The 16134-nt window shown below is 39.5% G+C and carries 20 protein-coding genes and 1 pseudogene; 7 read left to right on the top strand and 14 right to left on the bottom strand.

Annotated features, from left to right (window positions below):
- Positions 1-6: 6 nt before the first annotated feature.
- Together ASU35_RS06245 and ASU35_RS06240 are read right to left on the bottom strand one after the other, a co-directional pair.
- Positions 7-2136: a Dam family site-specific DNA-(adenine-N6)-methyltransferase gene (locus ASU35_RS06245; RefSeq protein ID WP_058352185.1), complete on the bottom strand. Its 2130-nt coding sequence runs from the start codon at positions 2134-2136 to the stop codon at positions 7-9.
- A gap of 165 nt (positions 2137-2301) precedes the next feature.
- A complete protein-coding gene (locus ASU35_RS06240; RefSeq protein WP_242861213.1) occupies positions 2302-2796 on the bottom strand; it encodes a hypothetical protein in 495 nt (164 codons plus the stop codon).
- Between ASU35_RS06240 and ASU35_RS20910 the strand changes: the two are divergent.
- The 3 genes and pseudogenes from ASU35_RS20910 to ASU35_RS06230 all read left to right on the top strand — a co-directional run.
- Positions 2785-2943, top strand: a pseudogene (locus ASU35_RS20910) (tyrosine-type recombinase/integrase); the annotation flags it as partial. The gene ASU35_RS06240 and the pseudogene ASU35_RS20910 sit on opposite strands and share 12 nt — an antisense overlap.
- Before the next feature lie 386 nt (positions 2944-3329).
- Positions 3330-3512, top strand: coding sequence for a type II toxin-antitoxin system HicA family toxin (locus ASU35_RS06235; RefSeq protein ID WP_058352184.1), 183 nt, complete (start codon positions 3330-3332; stop codon positions 3510-3512).
- Between the two features lie 31 nt (positions 3513-3543).
- Entirely contained in the window at positions 3544-3945 is a 402-nt protein-coding gene (locus tag ASU35_RS06230) for a type II toxin-antitoxin system HicB family antitoxin (RefSeq protein WP_058352183.1), read from the top strand.
- A gap of 92 nt (positions 3946-4037) precedes the next feature.
- Here ASU35_RS06230 and ASU35_RS06225 read toward each other — a convergent pair whose 3' ends face one another.
- The gene (locus ASU35_RS06225; RefSeq protein ID WP_242861212.1) at positions 4038-4265 is read right to left on the bottom strand and encodes a hypothetical protein; all 228 of its coding nucleotides are present in this window, start codon (positions 4263-4265) and stop codon (positions 4038-4040) included.
- A 5-nt stretch (positions 4266-4270) separates the two neighbouring features.
- A complete protein-coding gene (locus ASU35_RS06220) occupies positions 4271-4486 on the bottom strand; it encodes a hypothetical protein (RefSeq protein WP_058352182.1) in 216 nt (71 codons plus the stop codon).
- Positions 4487-4756: 270 nt separating this feature from the next.
- Between ASU35_RS06220 and ASU35_RS06215 the strand changes: the two genes are divergently transcribed.
- Positions 4757-5140, top strand: coding sequence for a helix-turn-helix domain-containing protein (locus tag ASU35_RS06215; RefSeq protein WP_058352181.1), 384 nt, complete (start codon positions 4757-4759; stop codon positions 5138-5140).
- Positions 5141-5396: 256 nt separating this feature from the next.
- On the opposite strand, the gene ASU35_RS06210 is transcribed toward ASU35_RS06215, so the two are convergent.
- Positions 5397-5594: a helix-turn-helix domain-containing protein gene (locus ASU35_RS06210; RefSeq protein ID WP_058352180.1), complete on the bottom strand. Its 198-nt coding sequence runs from the start codon at positions 5592-5594 to the stop codon at positions 5397-5399.
- Positions 5595-5668: 74 nt separating this feature from the next.
- Here ASU35_RS06210 and ASU35_RS06205 point away from each other — a divergent pair, with 74 nt between their 5' ends.
- The 3 genes from ASU35_RS06205 (at position 5669) to ASU35_RS06195 (ending at position 7317) form a co-directional block, all read left to right on the top strand.
- Entirely contained in the window at positions 5669-6199 is a 531-nt protein-coding gene (locus ASU35_RS06205) for a hypothetical protein (RefSeq protein ID WP_058352179.1), read from the top strand.
- Between the two features lie 169 nt (positions 6200-6368).
- The gene (locus tag ASU35_RS06200) at positions 6369-6998 is read left to right on the top strand and encodes a hypothetical protein (RefSeq protein WP_058352178.1); all 630 of its coding nucleotides are present in this window, start codon (positions 6369-6371) and stop codon (positions 6996-6998) included.
- Positions 6955-7317 (top strand): hypothetical protein, encoded by a 363-nt coding sequence (locus ASU35_RS06195; RefSeq protein ID WP_058352177.1) that lies wholly within the window; start codon positions 6955-6957, stop codon positions 7315-7317. Before ASU35_RS06200 ends, ASU35_RS06195 begins: the two co-directional genes overlap by 44 nt.
- Positions 7318-7523: 206 nt before the next feature.
- Here the strand turns inward: ASU35_RS06195 and rpsI are convergent, their stop codons facing one another.
- The 9 genes from rpsI to ASU35_RS06150 all read right to left on the bottom strand — a co-directional run bounded on the left by rpsI (position 7524) and on the right by ASU35_RS06150 (position 16124).
- Entirely contained in the window at positions 7524-7916 is a 393-nt protein-coding gene (rpsI, locus tag ASU35_RS06190; protein WP_058352176.1) for a 30S ribosomal protein S9, read from the bottom strand.
- 26 nt (positions 7917-7942) lie between these two features.
- Positions 7943-8383, bottom strand: coding sequence for a 50S ribosomal protein L13 (gene rplM, locus ASU35_RS06185; RefSeq protein ID WP_058352175.1), 441 nt, complete (start codon positions 8381-8383; stop codon positions 7943-7945).
- Positions 8384-8592: 209 nt separating this feature from the next.
- Complete coding sequence (locus ASU35_RS06180; protein WP_058352174.1) at positions 8593-10110, bottom strand: BCCT family transporter; 1518 nt, start codon at positions 10108-10110, stop codon at positions 8593-8595.
- A complete protein-coding gene (locus tag ASU35_RS06175; protein WP_058352173.1) occupies positions 10107-10997 on the bottom strand; it encodes a choline/ethanolamine kinase family protein in 891 nt (296 codons plus the stop codon). Before ASU35_RS06175 ends, ASU35_RS06180 begins: the two co-directional genes overlap by 4 nt.
- Positions 10998-11067: 70 nt before the next feature.
- Complete coding sequence (locus ASU35_RS06170) at positions 11068-12069, bottom strand: sugar phosphate isomerase/epimerase family protein (RefSeq protein WP_058352172.1); 1002 nt, start codon at positions 12067-12069, stop codon at positions 11068-11070.
- Positions 12070-12083: 14 nt separating this feature from the next.
- A complete protein-coding gene (locus ASU35_RS06165; RefSeq protein WP_058352171.1) occupies positions 12084-13367 on the bottom strand; it encodes an MFS transporter in 1284 nt (427 codons plus the stop codon).
- A 237-nt stretch (positions 13368-13604) separates the two neighbouring features.
- Positions 13605-14372: a tRNA pseudouridine(38-40) synthase TruA gene (gene truA / locus ASU35_RS06160; protein ID WP_058352170.1), complete on the bottom strand. Its 768-nt coding sequence runs from the start codon at positions 14370-14372 to the stop codon at positions 13605-13607.
- A gap of 31 nt (positions 14373-14403) precedes the next feature.
- Positions 14404-15210 carry an energy-coupling factor transporter transmembrane component T family protein gene (locus ASU35_RS06155; RefSeq protein WP_058352169.1) on the bottom strand — a complete coding sequence of 269 codons (807 nt, stop codon included), beginning with the start codon at positions 15208-15210 and terminating at the stop codon, positions 14404-14406.
- 53 nt (positions 15211-15263) lie between these two features.
- Complete coding sequence (locus tag ASU35_RS06150; protein ID WP_058352168.1) at positions 15264-16124, bottom strand: energy-coupling factor transporter ATPase; 861 nt, start codon at positions 16122-16124, stop codon at positions 15264-15266.
- Positions 16125-16134 lie beyond the last annotated feature (10 nt).

The raw sequence follows: 16134 nt of genomic DNA, 5'->3' as shown, positions 1-16134 counted from the left end.
CTTCTTCTAGTAATTAACAACTAATACTTCCTTTGTAACACCTTCTCGTTTGGTATGATAATTTGAGTTTTTGTAATCATAATCTAACAATATAGCCTTAAACTTTTTATGCTTCTTTATCCAATCTGCAAGAATTTCATTCTTTTTACCTTTACTCTCGAGAACATTAGATAATGCAAATCGAATTCCTTTTTTATCCAATTCTTCCAAATACGCCAACAAATCATATTCGTCCTGCTCGTTCCAGCCGTCCTGCTCATTATACGTTGCACATGTTATCAAATAAGGCGGATCTACATAAAAGAAACTTTTATCGGTAAATTCATCTATATTTACTTCTCTAAAGTCTCCTGCTGTAAAGCCATAATCTCCGCTTTTTATTCTGTCAAGAAATCCTTCTAATTTTTGTTGCATTTTTAAATTAAAATCTCTTTTACCTACTGGCAGATTAAACTCACCTTTCCTGTTAAATCGCAATTGATTGTTGAAAGAATATACGATTAACAAATATAACATTAAGTAATACTCATCATCCCGCTCTTTTTTACTATTAAAATCTTTTCTAAGCTTATTATATCCGTCTTTGTTATATGCCCCCAATCCTTTAGAGCTTTCACAGCCATAGTATTCATATCCATTTTTACTTACAAGTGATAAGTCATATTTTTCTATTGTTTCGTATATCCATATGAATATTTCTTCTTTAGATAATCGTTTAAATGTATCTAATAATCCCATTAAATATTCATTTGAGTCATTGAACTGTACTTTATTACAATTCACATTAATTCCAACATTACAACCACCACAAAATAAATCAACAACCTTGTCTGCATCCTTGGGGAAGAAAGGTAGTATTTGAGGAAGCAATTTATACTTTCCTCCGGTATAATTTAACGCTGATGGAATTATTTCTTTTTCACTTCCATAACATTTACACAAAAACAATCGTTCTTGATTATCTTTTATATCGGACTTTCCAGTTGAAAATGCTTTATAATCCTCTGTATATACCTGAACTTCTCCTTTTTTTTGAAGTATTCGCATTATATCATCGTCACTTATTTTGGCATTAGATCTATCATTTCCTTTTTCCGCCATATTATTGTATGAAAGCATAATATATTTAGCATGAATTGAATCAATTAATTTTTCAAAGGCCACAGTGGCTTTTTTCGTGCAATAATCACTCTTTAATGCTGTTCTATCCATCTTTCTTGCAACTCCAAATACTTCTGGTTTTTCCCATCGAGCAACATTTTCCAATAGATGATATGCATCACAATACTGTCTAGAATTATATGGTGGGTCAATATATACTAAATCCGCCTCAATATTTGGAACAAGCTCATTTGTATCCATGTTATAACACACATTATTTTCATTTAAGTTTTCATCAGGCTGTGGTACATATAGTTCTAGATGTTTTTCAAATTCTGCTCCCTTTCTATATGCATCGTAATGTCCGCATGTATTGGCAATTTTATCCATTGCATACAACAAAGATGTTATTAATAACGCTCTTTCTCTTGTATTAATTTCCCCCTTTTTAAATCTATCTTCTATATCCTGTCTGATAAAACCAATCTTTCTACAATCCACAAGCGAAAAATACGTATCTGCAAAATTTTCACTCATATAATTATCTTGTTCAACAACCTTATTATTATAATAAATAATTAAATCTATTATTTTGTCTTCAGAATAATCTTCACTGCTAAACCAAGCTACATGACATATATAATTACTGTACATGATATCATTTGTGATAATCTTTCTATCTGTAAAAGCTGATGCTACAGCACCTGTTCCAGCAAATATATCTGCTACAGTATTCACATTTTCGCATTTTTTTTCAATTACCTCTGTAATAAAGGGCAAAAGCTTATATTTATTTCCTAAATATCTTCTATTATTTATCTTCGTCGTTTTATATGGAAGCTTTTGCACTTCCGGCTTTTCCTCAACATTATTTTTTTTTATATATTCTTTAAGCCTATCGTAAACCTCTTCCGTCCACATAGGTCTTCCTTTTTCATTTAATTCAATCTCTATCAATCCATTCTCTTTTAAATAATATAAATATGATCTCGAAATGTCTAATTTTTTTGCAATTTGAGTTGCCGTATAATTCATATTTTCATCTCCATTTTATGCAACGTATTTCTTTCATTATTGGACACTTTTTATTTAATTATACCATTATATTTGGTTTTTTCAATGGTTTATTTGAAGAAATGGTTATATTTTGGATGCTAACATATAATAACTTTGTTACAAGTATTAGCATCCATTTTCACTTTACCTTCCCTCATATGCTTTCCACATTCTCTTCTGTTCCGCACTTATCCTCAACATCTCCTGCAAATTCCTCGCCATCGCCTCAATATTTGCATCCATCTGTTCGACATTCCCTGTTCGATTGTACGCCCTAACCTCCCATTGCATTGTCTCTTTCGAATAGTATTCCTTAGTCTCCACATTCATATATCCATACACCGCATATGAACATCCATTACTTTTTTCAAGAAATACTGGTGCTACCTCCCCTTTGGAAGTTTTCCACCTCATAAGCCTTGGAAACCAACATAATCCTTCTTTTATTAGTTCTTTGAATGTCTCTAGCAGCTTTCCTATTTCATACAATATCCCACGAAATGAATTTCCGGCATCAATTGTTTTATCCGCTTCCACCTGATTAGCATATTCTTCAATGGTAGGTGCAAATAATCTAAATGATGATACAAAAGCTTTGATTCTATCAAGTAACATAACTGCTTCTTTTGCCTTAGGCATACCTGTATTTCCATGTTAGCGGAAGCCGGTGTGAATCAGACAATTATCAAGAAGATTGTGGGGCGCTCTGGTGCTATGACTTTGACCGAAAAAGTATACACACACTTTGATATAAAGGAGCTTGTAGATGCGATTAATAAGATTTAAATTAAGAAAGGACATTCCCCAGTATTTCTACTGAAAAATGTCCTATACATATCATTATCTTTGTTGCATACCTGTAGCATATGTGTTGCATTTGATTTAAATTCCAGCACATCTGACAACTTTCCACAACTTCTGTAACCCTTGTAAAATGGGATTTTCTTGATATCTTTGTTTCCAAAAGATTATCTCTTCGATAGTTCCGAACCCTTATTTTATGCACTTCTCCGGCTCTTTGTTAGTTACCAGTTTGTTACTTATGTTTTTTCTCTTGTTCTCACACATTCTTTGTTTTTATTTTTGAAAATTATTTACGTATTTTACGTATTTTCTATTGACATTACGTATAATACGTAGTATTATATACTTGTAATGAGGAAACAATACAAATGAGATTTCGAGAAATTGAAAAACAAGTCCTTGATGATGGATGGTTTCTCGTGGATGTGAAAGGTTCACATCATCAATACAAGCATCCAACTAAATCGGGAAAGGTAACAATCCCAAATCATCGAGGCGACATTCCTCAAAGGGTTGTCAACTCCATACTCAAACAGGCAGGTCTCAAATGAGACCTGTCACCTTAATAGAAAGGAGATTCATATGAACTATATTTATCCTGCTGTGTTTTATCCGGAGGATGACGGACGATTCTCCGTCATTTTTCCCGACCTCAATGACCTCGCCACATACGGAGATAATCTTGCAGATGCTTTCGCAATGGCTCAAGAGGCTTGTGGTCAATATCTTTTCAATTCATTGCGTGATGGTGATGTTCTTCCTGTTCCATCTTCACTTGATTCTGTCGAAAAAGATGACGAAAATGCTCTTGTCAATCTTGTTTGTGTAAACCTTGACGAGTATGCTCGTGCATACGACGACAAGGCTGTCAAGAAAACATTGAGCATCCCTGCATGGCTCAATACTGCATGTGAGAATCTTGGTCTCAATTATTCAAAGGTTCTCAAGGATGCACTCATTGCAAAATTGCAAACTCGTTCATAATCTCATTTGTATGTTAATAGGGTAGAGGGAGAATAATTTTCTCGCCCCTCCCATTGAACCGTACGTACGGGTCTCGTATACGGCTCTACAATTTACATTCCAACTTTCACTAAGTAATAGGATAAGGGATTGAGCAGACCTGCTCCATCTTTTATCCTATTTTCAAGTAAATCTTTACTGATAATGAAATTTACTACGTCCATTCCACTTCTTCTGTACCAACCAAGTCTTGAATTCGCCACCTTATAAATATCTTCATCAAGTTCAACGAACTTTTCTGCCATGCTCTCGATTTGCTCTTTTCTCTCGTCCTTTGACATTTCCGTCACTCCTTTCCTCTGATTCTTTCAAGTTCCTGCTCGATGTCCTTTCCGGAATATTCGTGCAGTAGTTTCTCTGATATGTGATATGTCCAAATTGATGACATCTTGATTGCTGTTCCGATAGGGAGTTTCCCCTGCTGCATTGCAACTCTTACGAATTGAGGTGACACATTCAGAATCACCGCAGCCTCGGTCGGCAATATTCGTCCTATCTCCATTGTGACCGCCTCCTTTTTACTGTCTGCACCATAAATGCATTACAAATTTGTAGATTCTTTTTAGCGTCTTTTCGCTTTTTATCTGATTTACCATCTCGCAAATGCTTTCCTTGTACATTTCTTTCCCTCCTGCGTTATCTTTGATTACATTATATTTATCTTTGATTACCTTGTCAACCCCTTTTGTTATCTCTGATTACTTTTTTATTGATTTTTATTTGTTGTAGTGTTATTCTTAAAGAACAAACATCGAGATAAGGAGGACAAACAATGACGCAAGGTGAAAGAATCAAAGAAGTCAGAACCTCTCTTGGACTTACGCTTGAAAAGTTCGGTGACAGAGTTGGTGTGACAAAGGTTGCGATTTCCAACATCGAAAAAGGAAATAGAAATCTCACTGAACAGATGACGAAATCCATCTGTCGAGAGTTTGGTGTTGACTATATATGGTTGACTACTGGAGATGGAAACATGTTCGTCGAGAGTGATGATGATTTCCTTGAAAGAATCGACCGCATCATGGCAGGTGAAAACGATGACAGAAAAGCAATGATTAAAGCATTGTTGTACGCATCTGATGATGATATTGCTGTCGTGAATAATATGATAAATTCATTCCTGTCATTCAGAAATTCAGTAAAAGAAAAAGACTGACGGTCTTTTCAACCGCCAGTCTCGTGGGTGTAGAGATACAAAACGAATTTGTATATCCTCTTGAGGATGCGTTCACTATGTATCTTGCCGACTATTTCAATTATAGTCTCTTTGTATTGCAAGGAACATCACCATCCTTTCCGTGTACAGAATAGCACATATTTCCATGATTGTGGAAATTTTGATGTTCATTTCCATAATTGTGGAAACCGTCTCTCAACTCCATTCTTTCATGTATATATGTGTTAAAATATTATTATTTGTACTCGGAATCAAAAAGGTCTGTGATTTTTACATCCAGTGCAATCGCTATTGTCTCAAGTTGAAACAATGTCGGTGACACCTTTCCGTTTTCGATGTTGTTGAGCGTACTCTTTCCGATTCCGGATTTTGTCGCCAACTGCATCAATGTGAACCCCTTTGAGGTTCTTGTTTCCCATAACAGAATTTTCATCTTGCTCACCTCCTTTCCTAAAAGGAAGTTTACAAGGTTGAAAATATTTAGATTATTTGAACGGAGGTGACTGCATGTCAAAATGTGTGAAATGTGGAAAACATGGACTTTTCGTGATGGTGAATATCCGAACCGGATTGTGTGCGTCCTGTCAAAAACAGTATGAAAAGGAACTCACTGCTCCCGTCGCTCCTGCTCCAGTCGAAAAGACCATTGAGATTCCGACAATCTACATCGGAAACGACATGAAATATGCAAGGATAAAACACTTTGACGATGTTGAACTTGCTAAACTTGATACTTTTCCGGATTTTTCAAAAATACATTGTTGTGATGATATTTCGTTTTCTTCTACTGGAGACGGTATCATTGCAAAGATATATTCGGAGGTCATCGGTCGTGTTGTTGACGAATCTATTTCAAAACACATCACGGAATCTCTTGAAACCAAACTCCCGATTTTCTCTCAAGTCCTCGGATATGATGACGAGACTGGAGAAATTCACATCGTTGTTTCTTTCTACAAAATAGTTGATTATGATTATAATGACTACGCACAAGAAAGAGACGACACCCTCGACAATGAACTTGTCGCCTATTTTTAAGCATTAAAAAAGCGACCTCCGCTGCAACGGAAATCGCTTTGCTGAAACATTTTTCTCATACCCTGCAAAAAGTACAAGTTTTGAATGTCTCGAACATTATCATTCTATCATAAAACCGTGCTTTTTGCACTGGTTTTATTTTTATACTCATTTTTACGGAGGTGATAGAATGAAACTCCCTAACGGGTTCGGTTCTGTCTATAAACTGTCCGGAAATCGTCGGAATCCGTATGTCGCAAAAAAGACAAGTGGATGGGAAATCGACGAGAAAACAGGAAAGTCAAAGCAGGTTTATACAGTAATCGGGTACTATCCAACTAGAAAAGAGGCATTGACCGCCCTCGCAGAGTTTAACGCAAATCCTTATGATGTGAACGCTGCAAAGGTCACTTTTGAGGATATATATGAGCGATGGAGTGCTGAACATTATCCCACTGTCAGTCACTCAAATGTTCAAGGTTACAAGGCAGCATGGAATCTCTGCGGAAAGATTGCCCGAATGAGGTTTGTTGATGTTAAACTTGACCACTTGCAGATGATTGTCGATGAATCCGGCAAAAATTATCCTACACTCCGGAAACTCAAAGTCCTTTTCGGTCTCATGTACAAATATGCTATCATCCACGAGGTCATCCCGAAAGAGAGGAATCTTGTTGAATATGTGAACATCAAGGGTGCAGGGAATCCAAACGCATACAATCGAAAACCTTTCTCAAAATCAGAGGTCAGTCGTGTGTGGGATGCTTATAAAAGCAATGTTTATTATACAGTCGTTCTCATGCTCTTATATACCGGATAAACAGGCTTTTGACAAGGAACGCTATGAGAGAATTGAGTTGAAAGTTCCTAAAGGAATGAAAAGCATCATCAAATCCCTTGCAGATGACAAGGAAATGTCTGTCAATGCGTACCTGCAAGACCTTGTCAGAAAAGACCAGTGTGGAATGTTTGACACAATGCAGATTGCAGAAAAGAACAGAGAAATGATTTCCGGCATCACCGGAAACATGCACGACGGATATGACATCATATTCAAGGACGGACATTCGTGCCACTGTCGCACGAAAAAGGATGTCCGGTCTTGCATCATAGAATATTGCAGTGAAAAAGGCGGTTGATACCGTCTTTTTTGCTGTCCTACGGAGGACACGCAAAGTCCTACGGAGGACACATTTTCGTTTGTTAGTTACCTGTGTGTTACCTGTTAGTTACTGGAAAATTTTCGTGTGTTTTGATGGTGTTTGATAGATTTTCAGAATATAAAGAAAACCCCGAAAATACTTGATTTTCGGGGTTTGTTGTTCTTTTTCGATATTCGATTGAATTATCTCTTTGAGAACTGCGGTGCTCTTCTCGCAGCCTTCAAGCCGTACTTCTTACGCTCTTTCATACGAGGATCTCTTGTTAAGAAGCCTGCCTTCTTAAGAGCTGGACGGTAATCACTGTCTGCCTGTAATAACGCTCTGGAGATACCATGTCTGATAGCACCAGCCTGGCCTGTGAAGCCACCACCGCGTACGTTTACGATAACATCGAACCTATCAGCTGTCTCAGTAACTGCAAGAGGCTGACGAACGATTAACTTTAATGTCTCAAGACCGAAGTACTGATCCATATCTCTTTTATTGATTGTAACCTTGCCTGTACCAGGTACTAAATATACTCTGGCAATGCTGCTTTTTCTTCTACCTGTTCCGTAATATTTTGCGTTAGCCACTGTTATTTCCTCCTTTCAGCTTCCAATTAATATCTTTCCTTGATTTCTAATACTTCTGGTTTCTGTGCTGCATGCTCATGCTCTGAACCAGCATAAACATGTAACTTCTTAATCATAGCACGTCCTAAAGGTCCCTTTGGAAGCATACCCTTAACTGCAAGAGTAATAACGTTTTCCGGCTTCTTAGCCAGCATCTCTTTTAATGTAGTCTCCTTCATACCGCCTACATAATCAGAGTGATGATAGTAAACTTTCTGTTCCATCTTCTTACCGGTAACCTTAATCTTATCAGCGTTGATTACGATTACATAATCTCCGGTATCAATGTGTGGTGTATAAGTAGGTTTGTTCTTTCCTCTTAATACAGAAGCAATCTCAGAACTGAGACGGCCTAATGTATGTCCTGTAGCATCAACTACATACCATTTTCTTTCAATTGTCTCTGGACTAGCCATAAAGCTTTTCATTGGTTTACCTCCTTGAAAAATTCAACTTAATCGGTTATTCCATTTTCTTCCGGAATATATTATATGCAGAAAAATACTGTTACCGGGGCTTTGGCTTAAGTATTTTTACACTCAACAAAAAACGTGTGCATGACACGTCACATTTATTTATTATATTATCAGATTGTCATTCTGTCAAGTAAAATTCCTGCTTTTTCCCAAATATTTTTCTACTGTTGCTCCTGCTGATGCTGCTTTACATCCTTAAAAAAGGATGCCATAATCAGCAGCAGAACAAAAGTGATTGGAAATGCCGCTATAATAGCCAGGGACTGCAGGCTATTCATAGAATTCTCTGAAAAAATAAGTCCAATTGGCAATATAATAAATATAATTGACCAAAAAGCACGAATTTTACGGTCTGGCGTCTCCTCTGCCGGAAGCTTCTTATAAGAATAACAGGAAATTACCATGGTAAGAGAATCAAAGGTTGTAGAATAAAAGGAAAGCATAGTAACAATCAGAAGCAGAATTGCCACCTTGCTCCCGGGTAGCGTATGAAAAATCTCAAGAATTACCGTCGGCACCGGAACTCCCTTAGCTATATTCCCCATAACATCCAGTCTTCCCTTCATCTGCTGTGCCAATCCATAATTTCCAAATACAATAAAGCTGGTAAAGGTTCCTGCAAGCCCGCTGATATATCCCCCCAGCACTACATTACGGATTGTCCTTCCCTTACTGATAACACCAATAAAAAATGGGGTTGCAACGCACCATACCAACCAATAGGCCCAGTAAAATACTGTCCAGTCCTGGACAAAGCCTGTGACACCATTTCCTGTCTCCCGCAAAGGATCTGTAAAAGTAGTCATTCCGATAAAATTCTGCATCAGATTGCCGATTGCACTGATGCCTGTTTCTACAATGTACAATGCCTCACCACCAGCAAATAGAACCCAGGCAATCAGCCCAAAGAAAAGCCAGGTACACATGCTGGCAGCAATAGAAATTCCCCTCATTCCAAACATAACTGCAAAAGTGTAAATAACTGCTACCAGAATCAAAATACCAATTGTCAGATAGACCGAATTTTCTATACGAAATAGATCTCCTATCCCTTCTGCCAGAAGAGGTGTTGCCAAAGAAAACGTTGTTGCAGTCCCCGCCAAAAGTGCAAATACTGCCAGAAGGTTAATCCCCTTTCCTAAAGGACCGTCTGTGTACCTTCCCAATATCGGCCGGCAGGCCTCACTAAAGCACTGCCTGGTTCTCTTTCTCACATGGAGCATGAAACCGAAAGCAACTGCCAATACAATATAGAAGCTCCACGGAATCGGTCCCCAATGAAAAAGTGGATAAGTTGAAGCTCCCAGCTGCATACCACCTAATTCCTCCATCCGGCTTTCATTTCCATAAAGTGCCCATTCAATACAGGAGTAATACAGAATATCTGCTGCCATTGTAGAAGTGAAAATCATGGCTCCCCATTTAAAATTAGAAAACTCAGGCTTATCACTGTCTCCCAGACGTATTTTCCCATAGTTGGAAAAAGCCAGAAACATTGACAGTAAAAATACTCCCAAACCAATCAGAAGGTAAAACCAGCCCAATTCATTTCCCAAAAAACCTCTCAATACAAAAAGACCGTCTACTGCCTGCCCCGGCCACAAAACAAAAATGATGCATAAGCCTATAACGGATAAAAAAGGTAGCGATAATACTGTAATATCAATTTTTTCCCTCATATCTCCAAAAACTCCTTTGCATAATCATATTGCTGTTTTTCATATTCCCCATAATCTATCCCTGAATCTTTTTTTATCTCACACCAGATCGTCCACAGGAAACCGCAAGCCGCAATATACATATATATCTTTTTCCGCACCCTTTCATCACAGGTATTTTTAAAATAAAAATCTATTGTTTCATCTATTTTTCCTTTTCCATAGCCCGCATAAATACAAAACATCGCTATATCAATGTGGGGATCACAAACCGCCGCATATTCCCAATCAATCAGATGTATTTTCCCTCTCCGCAAAAGGAAATTATCCGACACTGCATCAATATGGCATAGACACTCTTCTCCTGGTATTTTTGAAATTTCCTTCTCCAGTGCCATAATCCGTTCTCGCAGTCTTTTATAATCCGGAAGTATCTCCAGAGAATGAAGGCAAACTGCTTCATATTCCTCTATTTTCCGAAATAGCTCGAACCTGTTTTGTGTTTGCAGCTGCAAAGCATGAAAATGACATAAATGCCTCATACACCTGCGTACCTGCTCTGCATCCGCAACATCACATACCTTTGCCTCCGAAAGGTATTCCGTTATTTTAATTCCACTTACTGGATCTATGTAAATTACCGGATCTGTAATATTTTCCCCTGCCAGCAGCTGATAGACAGCAGCCTCCTGTTTCCGGTCAACCAGCTTTTCACTTCCTGCTCCCGGAATTCTCAAAAGATAGGCTCCTTCATCCGTTGAAAAATAAAATAAGCTGTTTGTCATTCCCCGCTTCAATGGATAACACTCTTTTATTTGGCCTGATAACCCGGCCTGCTCCAAAGCCTTCTTTGCCTGTCCTACCGTTATATCATCTATCCCGGCCTGTCGCAGAACTTCCAAAACCATTCTTTTCCTCTCTTTCATCAGACAGGGATGCTGCAATAACCCCAATATTCACAGCATCCCTGAAAAAACATCATTTCTTATATTTTAATACCATTTCATAGAATTTTTCTGCCTGTGTATGGCAGATTTTCAGCTGCTCCTTTTCCCCTTCATTGCCAATGCATACCTCGAAGTCTGCTGGGAGCTCCACAGGTGCCTTAGCAACATATTCCGCAACCAGTTCCCAGTTAATCATGCCTCTACCGAGAGAACCATCTACATTCGGTATCCAGTGGGCATCATGTAACAGCACCTGGCTGTCTGCCTCGTCTCCATCCTCCTGATAAAGCAATTCATCTGAAATCGACTCATTGTCCTGAAGATGGGTTGCATACATACGCTTTCCGTATTTTTTCAGAAAATGATAAGGATCCTTCCGGCACATTAATGTCGCATGGCCGGAATCCCAGGCAAAACCAAGGAATTCCTCCTCATACCTGTCAAAAAGCAAGTCAAATTGTTCCTCCTGATATTTTTGAGGAGTACATATCATATTTTCCAGAGCGATTTTTACTCCTGCTGCCTTTGCATATTCCTTTATTTCATCAAAGGACTTAAATACCTGGGCAAAGTAATCCGTCTTTTCCTGTGGCTTTTCTTCAAAAAGCTTATAAGGAAGCTGCATATGCAGTACCATTACGGCTGCCCCGATATGGGAGCATAAATCAATGCGGTTTTTTAACAAATCTACACCAGCAAGACGTGTATACTCATTCTTTGAGGTATAATCCTTACGAATATCTGTCAGACGATACCGATTTCTGAATAGCTTTCTGCCATTTACAATAATGGTCCGCTTTCCTCCCTCAGAAGCATGGATACTGTGGGCATGAATATTATAATAGCGTAGCAAATCCCTTACCTGATACATTTCACTTGGACTATACAGATATTCACCCTCCCAGTTCTGCATCCACTGTGTATGTGTGAAGCCTGCCTCAGCCAGATTAGCAACCTGTCTTTCTATGTCAATCCAGCTATGTAAATCACTGTTATAATCTGTTTCACAAGAGCTTAAAAGCTTCCTTCCCATAAAATCATCTCCTTTTATACTGCTTTATTTGTTTCCGCCATCGCCTTCTGATTCATCTTACGAAGCACCAGCCCACATACAAACCCAACTACAGAAAGTACCGCCATTGCTATGAAGCAATGATGATAGCCAGCCAAAGGAGTTGCTGTTCCTGCATAGCGGTCTACCATATTTCCTGATAATGTATATAAGAAAATTTCCGGTGCATAGGTTACTAAGGAAATAACACCTGAAGCTGTTCCTGCGAGCTTCTTTGGAACCATGACCTCATCAATTGTAGAAAAGTATAATGCCTTAATGCTGTACAGGCAGAGACCATATACAACGAAGTTTGCAACAATTAACGGTACTGCACCTGGTCCTGCCGGAATCAGCACATATAAGGATGCAAATACAGCCATTCCTACAAAGGCATACTGAATAAACTTAATACGGCTGCCTATTTTATCTGAAATGATTCCTGCTACAAATGCACCAATCATCATCATAAAATAAGTACGGATAACACTTAAATTAGCAACAACTGCATCACTCAGTCCAAAGGCTTCGGAAAGATAGGCTGTAACATAGCCGTGGAAAATCAATGCAGAATAGTTACAGATACCCAGCATACCACACAACCATACCCTTGGCATTTTAGCTACTTCAATAAAATCATGCCAGTTCAGAGGATTTTTCCCAGCTACTTCCTTTCTAACCGGCTTGTCATCTACCATAAAGATTACAGCAAGTACACCTGCTACAAGTAAAAGAATACTATAATATAAAATAGCATTTTTCATACCGCCAATACTGTCAGCTGCTAGATTAAAGGCTGCTACAGAGCCAAAGGCTGCTATTGTACCAATCAGTCCACGTCCGCCCTCCAATGCTCCAAAAAGTCTTCCCTGCTCTTCTGGTCCACCAAGATTGTTAATAGACTTTACCATCGCAGCCCAGAAGGTAAATACTGTTGTTACAGCAAAAATCGCATGAATTACTACTAACCAGATAAATCCCGGCATTGTCCAGTACCATAAACCTGCCAAAGCAGTTCCTATGCATGAAAAAACAATCAGCTTCTTTGAACTGAATTTATCTGCCAGAACTCCTCCCGGAAAATAACAAATAAAGTTTACAATACCGTAAGCAGACATAATCATACCCAGCTGTGTCTTAGTTGCACCTGTAGCTGCCTGCAGGGGTTCCATGTAAGTTTCACGCAGATATGGCAGTTTTGTAATAAGACCTCCGGCTAGGGCAACGATTATAATTGTCAGCCATTTTTTAACATTTGAATTTGTTTTTGCATTTCCCATCTTTTATTCTCTCCATTCTTATTTTTTCTCACAATCAAATAAACCGCCGCAGTGCAATCCTTAGCGGAGCGCTTTTCTTCGGTAGGACGAACTTTCCTATCGAAGAAAAAAGAACGCAAAAACCTACAGCTCCATGAAGCTGCAATTTTATGCGTTCTCTCAATCTCTGCATTGTCTATTAAACTGTATCATAACTATAACATGATTGTCAATTTCAGTCAATAATTATTTATTTTTTCACATTTTTTTGTGTATTTTTATTACATTGTGTATATACTCAATCTTCACCAGCCGCAGTCCTCTCGCCGGTGCTGTCGGTCCTGCAAGGCCTCTATCACAGCCTGCAATAATTTCCCTCATTTCGTCCGGTTCAATGGCTCCGACGCCAACCTCCATCAGTGTACCGGCAATAATCCGCACCATATTATATAAAAAGCCACTTCCGGTAATCCTGATTTTAATCAAATCTTCCTCTTGTTCTACAGTTAGAGAATATACTGTCCGCACCGTTTCCTTTACCTGGCTTCCTGCAGAGCAAAAGCTTTTAAAATCGTGCTCACCAACCACATAGGTCGCCGCCCTCTGCATCCTCTCCAGATTCAGCTTACGATAGGTAAAATGGGCATACAGCCGCTCCGTCGGCAGCTCCACTTCGCGACAAAGAATACGGTACTCATAGGTCTTTTTGCTATCACAATGCCGCGGATGAAAATCAGATGCAACCTCTCTGGATGTCTGCACCCGGATATCCTCTGGCAGCCTTTGGTTTAGGGCATATTTAAGCTTCTCTCCCGGAATCCTAGTCTCTGCGTCAAAAACAGCTACATTTCCAAGACCATGAACTCCCGAATCCGTCCGACTCGCTCCTATTACCTCAATTTCCTGTTTTAAAAGATCCGAAAGGGCTTTATTTAGCTCTCCTTCTATCGTTGCCTTGCCCGGCTGCACCTGCCAGCCACAATAATTCGTTCCATCATAGGCAACCTCCAGCATATATCGCTTCATACAATTCCTCATTCTGCCACTGCCTAACAGCCTATAGCGGAATATATCTCGTTATCACAAACAGAGCAGCCAGATATACTGCTATCGCCCCATAGGCCATAAAATCCAGTCCTTTATATTTTAACGGTTTCATTTTTGTCCGGCCTTCTCCACCACGGTAGCAGCGGGCTTCCATAGCCATTGCCAAATCATTGGCCCGGCGGAAGGCCGATACAAACAGGGGTACTAAAAGCGGCACCAGACTCTTTGCTTTTTTAATCAAGCCGCCGGACTCAAAATCGGCTCCTCTAGCAGACTGAGCCTTCATAATCTTATCTGTCTCCTCCAAAAGAATCGGAATAAATCGAAGGGCAATGGACATCATCATTGAAATCTCATGCACCGGCATATGCAGCTTTTTAAAAGGACTCAAAAGCCGCTCCAGACCATCTGTCAGATGATTTGGTGTCGTTGTAAAGGTCATAAGGGAGGAGCCTACAATCAGGAAAATCAGACGAATCCCCATAAAAGTACCGGAGCGCAATCCTTCTCTTGTAATCTTAAAAATCCATGCCTGCCAAAGCACCTCGCCCGGCGTCAGAAAAATATTGAAGCCTATCGTAAATAAAAGAAGCACAATAACTGCCTTCAAGCCTCGTAAAATATATTTTAACGGCACTCTGGAAAGCTGAATCACCGTTCCCAGAAACAAAAGTGCCACCAGATAACCGGTAAAGCTCTTAAATAGAAACAGGGAAACAATATAAATCAGTGTTCCCAGAAGCTTCACTCTCGGGTCCAGCCGATGAATCACCGAATCGACCGGGTAGTATTGTCCTATGGTAATATCTCGAATCATGTTCTACCTCTTCTCAGTTTTCCTCTTTTACGCAGTCCTGCCAAGCTCTGCATTTATAAAATTCCACACCTCTTTGCCCAGCTAAGAATCTCTGCTTCTGCCTCTTCTACAGTTGTCGCATCTGTTGAAACAGCAACTCCACGGTCTGCCAGCTCATTCATAACATAGGTCACCTGTGGTGCTGCCAGCCCAATCCGCTCCAGCTCCTTATAGTGGCGGAATACCTTTTTCGGCGTACCGTCAAATACAGCCTCACCACGGTTCATAACAATGAGCCGGTCTACATACTTCGCTACATCCTCCATACTGTGGGAAACTAGAATAACTGTAATATTATTTTCCTGGTGAAGCTTTGCAATCTGGTCTAAAATCTCATCTCTGCCCTTTGGGTCAAGGCCCGCTGTCGGCTCATCCAGAATCAGCACCTCCGGCTTCATTGCCAGTACTCCGGCAATCGCTACCCGCCTCTTTTGTCCTCCTGACAGCTCAAAGGGGGATAAATCCAGCATATCATCACTGATTCCTACCTGCTTCAGAGCCTCATACGCCCGCAAATCTACTTCTAATGCAGGCAGCCCCTGGTTCGTCGGACCAAACTTCACATCTCGGAGCACGGTTGTCTCAAATAGCTGATGCTCTGGGTACTGAAATACCAGTCCTACCTTATTCCGCAGGTCCTTCATCTTATAATCCTCATCATAGATGTCCTGTCCATTGTAATAAATGCTGCCGCTAGTAGCCTTAATCAATCCATTCAAATGCTGTATCAGCGTGGATTTACCGGAACCGGTATGTCCAATCAATCCAATAAACTCGCCATCCTTAATCTCCAGATTAATGTTCTTCAATGCCTGCTTCTCATAGGCTGTTCCCGGAGAATAATAATAATTCACCTTATCTAAAATAATTGACATCTGTATCCTC

The organism is Acetivibrio ethanolgignens (assembly GCF_001461035.1).
GTDB lineage: Bacteria > Bacillota > Clostridia > Lachnospirales > Lachnospiraceae > Velocimicrobium > Velocimicrobium ethanolgignens.
The sequence above is the reverse complement of the archived record's forward strand: the minus strand, read 5'-3'. Positions and strand labels throughout refer to the sequence as shown.